We start from the raw sequence: 8,263 nt of genomic DNA, 5'->3' as shown, positions 1-8,263 counted from the left end.
GCCATTACGTTCTACCCCGGCTACGGTTATCATAAATCGATATAAAAAATGGTCAACAAGAAATATTTTCATTTCTAGTTGACCTTATAATACGAAAGGGCCATTTAGTTGGTGCGAAATGTTCCTGACTCAAATGAAATGTGGTCACACAATTTCGGTAAAGGTCAGGCAGTTTTAGATATCTAAAACTGAAGGGTTATATCGAGAAGTCGAATGATGAGGTAACGCTCTGAAAGGCTTCCCCTGTGTCGAATAGCACGCCTTTTAGTAAGGAAAAGCATGTTATAAGCTCGGCTAATAGGCTCGAGAATTTACCGTACCAGTTCGGCTGACGAAACCCTACCCGATGGGGTGGTGTAAATCATGGTGCTTGGGTTGAACAAATAAGGTGAGAATGCAACGTAATAGGACAGTAAACCTTATTGCTGACGAACCTCTGAATGTACGGGTCTAGACTGGAAATACATAGAAATGTGTATATCACTAAATGTGAGGTTAGCTGTGGATGAGTAAGAATCAACAATATAAAAGTCCATCTTGTGTTTCAGGCACATGCAATGCTAACAGGCTCATAGGAGGCACCTAAGTTTGTTTCATAATAGATGTAATTCAACGTTGTAAGCTGATAACGTGGAGAGCTTACTCTCGATGAAGCGTTGGAAAGGAAAGCATTCGTAAGATTAGCGACTGTATAACTTTTCTTCATATCAGTGAAAGTGGTGGCACAGTACCGTTGAAGCGTGTAATGAACGTGGAGGAATAGCCACTAGACTAATAAAAGATTCATTCACCATAAGGCAGTTCTTCAACGGTTAATAAGGTTCTTGTGAGACTAATAGAGGTTCAGCTCCAAAAGGAGCCACCGACTTGTTAAAACGAAAGAAACTGAGGCACAATGAGTATTATGACATGCAATCTCATTTTGATTCTTTATATGCTCAAAGTTCCAATGGTCAAAATTTTTATGGTTTACTAGATTTAATGCAATCCGATGAAAATATTCGATTAGCTTATCGCAATATTAAACGAAATACCGGCAGTAAAACGGCTGGATATGATGGATTAACGATCGAAGATTTAAAGAAACTGTCTGTATCAGAAGTTGTATCGACGATACAACAAATGTTTGAACACTACAGACCTCAAGCCGTTCGTCGGGTCCTCATTCCGAAGGCGAATGGAAAAACACGTCCTTTAGGAATTCCGACGATTTGGGATAGGTTGTTCCAACAGTGTATCTTACAAGTGCTTGAGCCGATTTGTGAAGCGAAATTTTATAAACATAGTTATGGTTTTAGACCAAATCGCAATACACATCACGCAAAGGCTAGGCTTGAAACGCTCATTAATCAAGCGTGCTTATATCATTGCGTAGATGTCGACATAAAAGGATTTTTCGATAATGTAGACCACTCTAAACTACTAAAACAAATGTGGACATTAGGCATTCGAGATAAGGCACTGCTTTCTATCATCTCGCGTCTTTTAAAAGCTGAAATTATTGGCGAAGGTTTCCCAACGAAAGGTACACCCCAAGGTGGGTTATGCTAAGCTTTGCATAAACCCCCTTATGCAAAGTAAATCTCCTAAAGCCAAAAATATTAAGGTTTTTATTCCATTTACTTTGCATAATTTCTGACCTACTTTAATTCGGACAGCCAAGTAAGCAGTGCCTGATCCTTACTCCAGTCAGGAAGATTGCAATCAATTAAATCTGGATATACATTTTCAACTGCTTTCCTTTTTGTCTCAGTAACAGTTCTTGCGTAAATTTCTGTAGTTTTTAAATCAACATGGCCAAGAAAATCACGGATGTATATGAGATTTACTCCTGCTTGTAGTAAATGCATGGCCTTCGAGTGACGAAACATATGAGGTTTCACTTTCGAAGGTACAAGTGTTGATGTTTTCCTTGCTAATTCAACATATTTGGAAATAATGTAGGCAACCCCTTCCTTGGTTAGCTTATTTTGCTGGTTGTTCGTAAAGAGGGTGTCGCCAAAAAAGTCTTCTCTGAAATGGATGCACATATTTGGAAAGTTCAATACAAGTTTCTGCGAAGGCTTCACCCAAAAAAGAACTGGCATTGGATTAGTAAAAGGTACTTTAAGCCAGATAAAACTGGTCAAAGTAATAACAATTGGATTCTAACTGACCCGATAACCAATAATCAATTAAAAAAGGTGTCTTGGATACCAATTAAACGACACGTACTTATTAAATATGATTATAGTCCTTTCAATAAAAACCTCAAAGATTATTTTGAAAAGCGTGATATTAAAGAGTTTGATAGAAACAATGTAGCATATAGGCAAAAGTTAGCGAAAAAGCAAAAGTACATTTGCTCTTTGTGTAGTAAATCAATCGCAGATAGGGCTGAAGGTTTAGAAATACATCATAAAATCCCTAGAATCAAAGGTGGAAGTAATGAATATAAGAACCTAGAATTGGTTCACATATCTTGCCATCTGGAATACCACAAGGTATTCCCTGCAAGGGCTGACATCCTAAATAAGTCTCAACTTGGGAGCGTCAAGAAGTACATAAAGAGAAAGAAAATAATCGGATTAATTTAGTCTAGACAAGGATAAATGCATGCTTGAGCCGTATGTGCTGAAAGGCACACGTGCGGTTCTTAGGGGGGAAGGGGATAGCAATATCCCTGACCTACCCGCCAAAAGCTGGCGATAACTTCTAAGGCTTACCTATCACTATAGTAACTTACTTTCAAATTAAATGGATAATTATGTTAAAATATAGAGAGATTGCTAGGGAGGGAAATTAATGGAGTACAGAGGTGCATCAGCTTACAACGATGATAAATAAGAAATCGTGTGGAAAGTCCAAACAATATCATTGAAAAGCCTATATTGCTAGAACTTATTGGTGATGTAGAAGGAAAAAAAGTTTTAGATTTAGGGTGTGGTGACGCTAAATTTGGTGTTGAACTTCTACAAAAAGGATGTATCTCGTATGACGGAGTTGAAGGTTCAGAAAATATGGTTATAGAAGCTACTAAAAACCTAAATGGAACAGAGGGGAAAGTGCATCTTTCTTCAATGGAAACGTGGAAATTTCAGACAGAAAATTATGATCTAGTTGTTTCACGATTAGCTCTACATTATTTAGTAGAATTAAAGGACATATTTCAAGAAGTTCATAATTCCCTAACAGGTAACGGAAAATTTATATTTAGTGTTCAGCATCCTATATTAACTTCATCAATAAAAAGTGCAGCAGCCTCTTCTTCAAAAGCAGATTGGATCGTGGATGATTATTTTAATAGTGGCAAAAGAGTAGAACCTTGGATTGATAAAAAGGTTGTTAAATATCATCGGACGTTTGAAGAGTATTATCAACTTATAAAGATAGCTGGATTCAAGATTGAAGATATCAGAGAAGGCACTCCAAGAGTTGAGAAATTTAGCAGTGAAAGTGAATATAAACGACGAATGAGAGTTCCTCTCTTTCTAATTTTTTCTTGTAAAAAATAAAAGGTTATTCACTAATGGGCGCAAGAATTGAATAACGATGGACTTTCTAATAACAATCCATTTTTTCAAATGCATGATTGTACAAGATGGTAATTATGGTGATTATACATAATATTATCTTCATCAGATGATATGGTGGTGTACCTTATGGACGTAATTTTAGAGAAAGATACAAATGATGATGCACAATCTATTTTTGATATGCAAGTTAAGGCTTTTATGCCACTGTTAGAAAAATATAAGGATTATGATACAAATCCTGCAAATGAAACCATTGATAGAGTTTTTACAAGAATAAATAACCCAAATGGTGGGTTTTACAAAATATGTCTCTCCACCATTGTTTGTGAAACACACAGAATTCTGACAATACAGAAAGGAAAGAAGGAACCAGTTCATACGATTGGCAACTTTCCGTTCAAGATTATTTACCAAGGTCTCAATTTGCTCGTTTTCATCAAGTCCCTGAAAAAACTCATCTTTCCTCTTCTATGATAGATCCTGGACTTCTACCTAATTGATACTTAGAGCAAGAAATTCACAGGATGCTTTCTGAAAACCCAAAAGTTCTCTCACAGTATGGAGAGATTCAAGGAGATAAAGCGCTTAGGGAGGCAATGGTTGAGTATTTACAAAGGATGGATCTTCCAACTTCTCCTGATAATATTTTAGTTACAAGTGGTTCACAACAAGGAATTGACCTAATTGCTCGTACTTTTGTTGGACCTGGTGATGTAGTAGTCATGGAAGCTCCCACTTATCCAGGAGCTATTGATGTGTTTCGTGAGAGAGGTGCTACCATTCTTACCGTTCCTGTGGACAGCGATGGAATGAGAGTAGATTTACTTCAGAATTTGTGTGATAAATATAAACCAAAAATCATTTATACGGTCCCTACGTTTCACAATCCAACTGGTGCTGTAATGCCCACAAAACGCCGCAGACAAATTCTTGAGATTGCTAAAAGTACGCAGTGTTTAGTGATTGAGGATGATCCATGGAGTGAAATCTATTTTGAAAGAAAGCCTCCAGCATCAATGAAAAGTCTGGACAAAGACGGTCATGTCATTTACTTGAAAGGTTTAAGCAAAATATTAGCACCTGGTTGTAGAATTGGAATATTAGCTGCTTCTGGTTCTATATTCAAACGTCTATTAGCTGCAAAGGCTAACACCGACTTAGGGAGTCCTTTACTTACACAGAAAGCCATCATTCCATTTATTACTTCAAAAAGAATGATGGATCATCTAAAAAAATTAAGAACAGCTCTAAAGATAAGGTGTGATCTTGTTCTAGAGATTCTGTCACAACATTCACCTGAAGAAGTTTCTTGGTTCATACCAAAAGGAGGATTAAACGTATGGCTCACTCTTCCTTTCTGGATTAATACTGATCACCTTTTAATAGAAGCTAAGAAAGACCAAATCACTTTTTTACCTGGGTCAGCTTGTTACCCTACAGAACAAGAAAATCATCATTTACGATTAAGCTTTTCTTATATGAATGAACAACAATTAACACAAGGTGTGACAACCATTTGTAACCTCCTTTAATCCGCAATTGAGTTAAAAATAAAACAAGATAGCTCGCCACATTTTTGATTAAAATCCAAATTGATTGATTGTGGAGCTAAAAAAATAAAGGGGCTGTCCAAAAAGTCAGGAAAACTGAATTTCTGGAGTCCCTTTTAATCAAACTTTATTATAAATTATCACTTAAAGATGCTCAATACGATTACGTAAGGCACAAAGACCAGTAATAGATGGAGAACAAATTGAAGACATGGAAAAGCTCTTAACAGAGAGCTTAGCTAACAAGACAATTCTTGAAATGATTACTTGGAAAAATGGATACTATCACTAAAGAATTGGATTCCATTATCAATATTGATTTTTTTATATTACAAATGGAACATTATCTGAGCTTTAAAATCACAGTGATACTGGAGTTATTGATTAACTAAAATCATCCCAATCTAGGAAGCTATCTTAGGAAAATCACAAGCAGTTGCATGCCTTATTGCTTTTCCTCAAGCATAAGCTTTTAAAATAGACAGACAAAGTCTCTTCCTTATCTAATAATTGTAGAAATGGAATGTTTATAAAGAGTCTGTTGTTTTCCATTAGAATTAACCAAAATTGAGAAATTATCGTATCCTTCAATAATTCCTTTTATATGAACACCTTTTATTAATATTACTTCTACTTCCTTCTTGCTAATTTTAATCTCTTCTAGAAAGTTCTCCTGCAGATTCATCTAATCGCCTCCCTTATTTAACTTCTAGTATTTACTTAATTAATATAATTATAGAGCAAAATAAATAATGAGGTTAGGTAAATATCATCGTTTAATAAGGGATTTGCAAACTTATACACATTCTAATTTCTTGAAGGAGATCTTCATACAAAATTGGTTTATGAGTTGTTTTTGCACATCCTTCGAAAAGGTGGAATAAGGGATTTCCCGAAAACTATTCCTCATACCTATCCCTTAGTGCAGAATAGGCGCTTCCTTTTTCAAGAAAAGCGCCAGATCGTTGAATAATTTATTACTGGAATGCTGACTGTTACTACAATAAAAAAGAACTATAAATTAGCTCCTTGATTTATTAACAACTCATGAATTAACTTTGGTTTCTTTTCAGATTAGCTTCAAATAAATCTATGATCTCTAAGAACCTTTCAGCTTCTCTAAAGGTATGGTCTGCTAATAGGGGATGAATATTACTCTTAATGAGGCATGCTTCTATTAGCTCTCTGGCAGTTTTCTTAAAATCTCTTATGGAAACAACTGAAACTTTATTTTGATCTAAGAATTGACTAAGAATTGGTTTAGTTTCGGATTGTGGACGCATGGAATCCAAATCAATGGCTTGAAAAACAAGTTGGTCAAAATCATGACTAAACTCTCTTGCCTGTTCAACTAACTTCCTTTCAGAAGGATCTAAGAGATGTCCAATAAATTTTGCATGATCAGCCATAATTCTTAAAAAGAATACATTTTCCTCAATTACATTATCGGGTTCTGGTGCTAATATCCCTTCATTTAGTTCTTTTAATCGGTTGGCGAAATACGCAGCTTCTCTACTAATGTGGTCAACTAACAAAGGAAAATTATTTGTACGGATTTCACAGCGTAAAGTTAAGCCTAATACCTTTCGCTTGTAGCTCCATATTGCTACTACAACTTGGTAAACTTCGGTATTAAAAGCTTGAACTTGACGTAAATCTGAATTTACTGTAAATCTAGATAACTTTTCCTCTACTCTTTCAAACATAGTGATAAACTGGCGTGCCTCATCGATCAATTGCTGCTGTTCATAAGTGAATCCCAAGCTTAAAAATAAGGCATGTTCTTTCATTATCCTAGACCAAAATCTTATCTCATCTAATGACCTAGCCACAATTGGATTAGCCATTGTAAGCCTCCTTATCTAACATCACTTCCTTTCTAATGTATTTTCGATTTCTTGTCAAAATTCCATAATTGTTAAACAAGTATCACAACAAATTGGCATTGAAAAAGGTTTTCTTATTCCGAAATCTGGCCAAATTCATTAAGAAAAGCGCATTTCTTGCTCCAGAATGCGCCAGATTATAGAACAAAAAAGCTTGTTTTTTTCTCCTGTCTATAAAATTCGTTATCGTAATTGCCATTACTCACTTAGTTGTCTATAAACATGGATTTATTTTCTTTTTTTTCACTTTGTACACGAGATCTTCTTTGATACTGCAGGACGGTAAGACCTAGCGAGATACCCCAAACTAAGAACAATGAATACCAAATGTAACCCCAAATTATAGGGTGTATATTTGAATCTTGATAAATAAATTGTGGAGAATATATCATACGATCTATTTCTATAAAAAACCTAAAGTAATAAAAACCGAGACTCCAAAACGTCAACCCGACCACGGAGACTTTGTTCAGGGGGATACACCCGGTGATCTCGAGCTAAGGGCTCGTTTATTGGATTTGAAAAGTAACTGAAGCCAGTCCGTTTGTTCAAGAGGGATAAAAAGTTCCTCTCTTTAACCATCTTAATCATTCTGTAATTTCCTAAGCAAATGGAAAATCTGACCCCTATGATGTGATTCATGTTCAATCAGATGGTAAACAACCCACTCAGGTGTGACGTCATAATGTTCAAGTACCCTCGGCTTACGCCAATCCGTTAGGTCCATTGAACGAAAATGGGAAAGAAATACTTCACGTACCTTATTAAGGCGGTAAAAATGTTCCTCTAAACTTTGTCCCTCAATGTGGATTAAAGATCCGTCTTCAGAACTGATTTCTAACGGAAACAACGAGCGTATTTCGGGATCCCATTCACCACCAAGGACTTCTACATATAACCAATCTGCCTCTACCAATGCAATGTGATATAAAAGCGAGCCGATCGTTTGTCTTTCATCAATTTTTGTGTCGAGTATACTTTGACTTATTCCAGTTAATTCTGTTATAAGAGTTCGGCGAACATCTTCTAAACACCATAGCCATCGGCTAATTTCTTCTTCATATTCTGGTAATGGTGATACCAGTAATGCTCTTCTCTCCAATGGGATCAGCCTCCTCTTAATTAAAGTACTTTATATTCTATTAAAAATGGTCGTTTCCTTCTTTTAAATAAAAAATTCTCTTCACTTATTCCACAACCTGGACCTAAACATAAAGAAAAGAGCACGATTCTCGCAGCAGAATTGCGCTCGTTAGTTGAACAACGTATGTCTAATGGTCGAACTATTTAGTAACAGTTTGAGTTGTTCTGC

Annotated in this window: 7 protein-coding genes and 3 pseudogenes; 6 read left to right on the top strand and 4 right to left on the bottom strand. The window is 35.8% G+C overall.

The window, feature by feature from the left end; genetic code table 11:
- Positions 1-909: 909 nt before the first annotated feature.
- Positions 910-1,545 (top strand): annotated as a pseudogene (locus IC621_RS19255) (reverse transcriptase domain-containing protein); the annotation flags it as partial.
- 95 nt (positions 1,546-1,640) lie between these two features.
- On the opposite strand, the gene IC621_RS19250 reads toward IC621_RS19255, so the two are convergent.
- Positions 1,641-2,030: a tyrosine-type recombinase/integrase gene (locus IC621_RS19250; RefSeq protein ID WP_224752651.1), complete on the bottom strand. Its 390-nt coding sequence runs from the start codon at positions 2,028-2,030 to the stop codon at positions 1,641-1,643.
- Here IC621_RS19250 and IC621_RS19245 point away from each other — a divergent pair.
- The 5 genes and pseudogenes from IC621_RS19245 to IC621_RS27220 all read left to right on the top strand — a co-directional run bounded on the left by IC621_RS19245 (position 1,971) and on the right by IC621_RS27220 (position 5,357).
- Positions 1,971-2,576: an HNH endonuclease gene (locus IC621_RS19245; RefSeq protein WP_224752650.1), complete on the top strand. Its 606-nt coding sequence runs from the start codon at positions 1,971-1,973 to the stop codon at positions 2,574-2,576. The genes IC621_RS19250 and IC621_RS19245 overlap by 60 nt on opposite strands.
- A 258-nt stretch (positions 2,577-2,834) precedes the next feature.
- Positions 2,835-3,494: a class I SAM-dependent DNA methyltransferase gene (locus IC621_RS19240; protein WP_318153091.1), complete on the top strand. Its 660-nt coding sequence runs from the start codon at positions 2,835-2,837 to the stop codon at positions 3,492-3,494.
- Between the two features lie 147 nt (positions 3,495-3,641).
- Positions 3,642-3,821: pseudogene (locus IC621_RS26595) on the top strand (GNAT family N-acetyltransferase); the annotation flags it as partial.
- 23 nt (positions 3,822-3,844) lie between these two features.
- Positions 3,845-5,047: pseudogene (locus IC621_RS19230) on the top strand (aminotransferase-like domain-containing protein); the annotation flags it as partial.
- A gap of 175 nt (positions 5,048-5,222) precedes the next feature.
- Positions 5,223-5,357: a YolD-like family protein gene (locus tag IC621_RS27220; protein WP_396653074.1), complete on the top strand. Its 135-nt coding sequence runs from the start codon at positions 5,223-5,225 to the stop codon at positions 5,355-5,357.
- A 207-nt stretch (positions 5,358-5,564) separates the two neighbouring features.
- On the opposite strand, the gene hfq is transcribed toward IC621_RS27220, so the two are convergent.
- The 3 genes from hfq to IC621_RS19215 form a co-directional block, all read right to left on the bottom strand.
- Positions 5,565-5,750 carry an RNA chaperone Hfq gene (gene hfq / locus IC621_RS19225; RefSeq protein ID WP_191160455.1) on the bottom strand — a complete coding sequence of 62 codons (186 nt, stop codon included), beginning with the start codon at positions 5,748-5,750 and terminating at the stop codon, positions 5,565-5,567.
- A gap of 367 nt (positions 5,751-6,117) precedes the next feature.
- On the bottom strand, positions 6,118-6,912 hold the full coding sequence (locus tag IC621_RS19220; RefSeq protein ID WP_191160453.1) for a DUF2935 domain-containing protein: 795 nt from the start codon (positions 6,910-6,912) through the stop codon (positions 6,118-6,120).
- Positions 6,913-7,534: 622 nt separating this feature from the next.
- Positions 7,535-8,053, bottom strand: a complete 519-nt coding sequence (locus IC621_RS19215) for a DinB family protein (RefSeq protein ID WP_191160451.1) — start codon at positions 8,051-8,053, stop codon at positions 7,535-7,537.
- Between the last annotated feature and the right edge of the window lie 210 nt (positions 8,054-8,263).

Origin of the sequence: Metabacillus arenae (genome assembly GCF_014773385.1) — a bacterium.
GTDB lineage: Bacteria > Bacillota > Bacilli > Bacillales > Bacillaceae > Metabacillus_D > Metabacillus_D arenae.
Note: the sequence above shows the minus strand (reverse complement) of the source record. Positions and strands in the feature narration are given on the sequence as shown.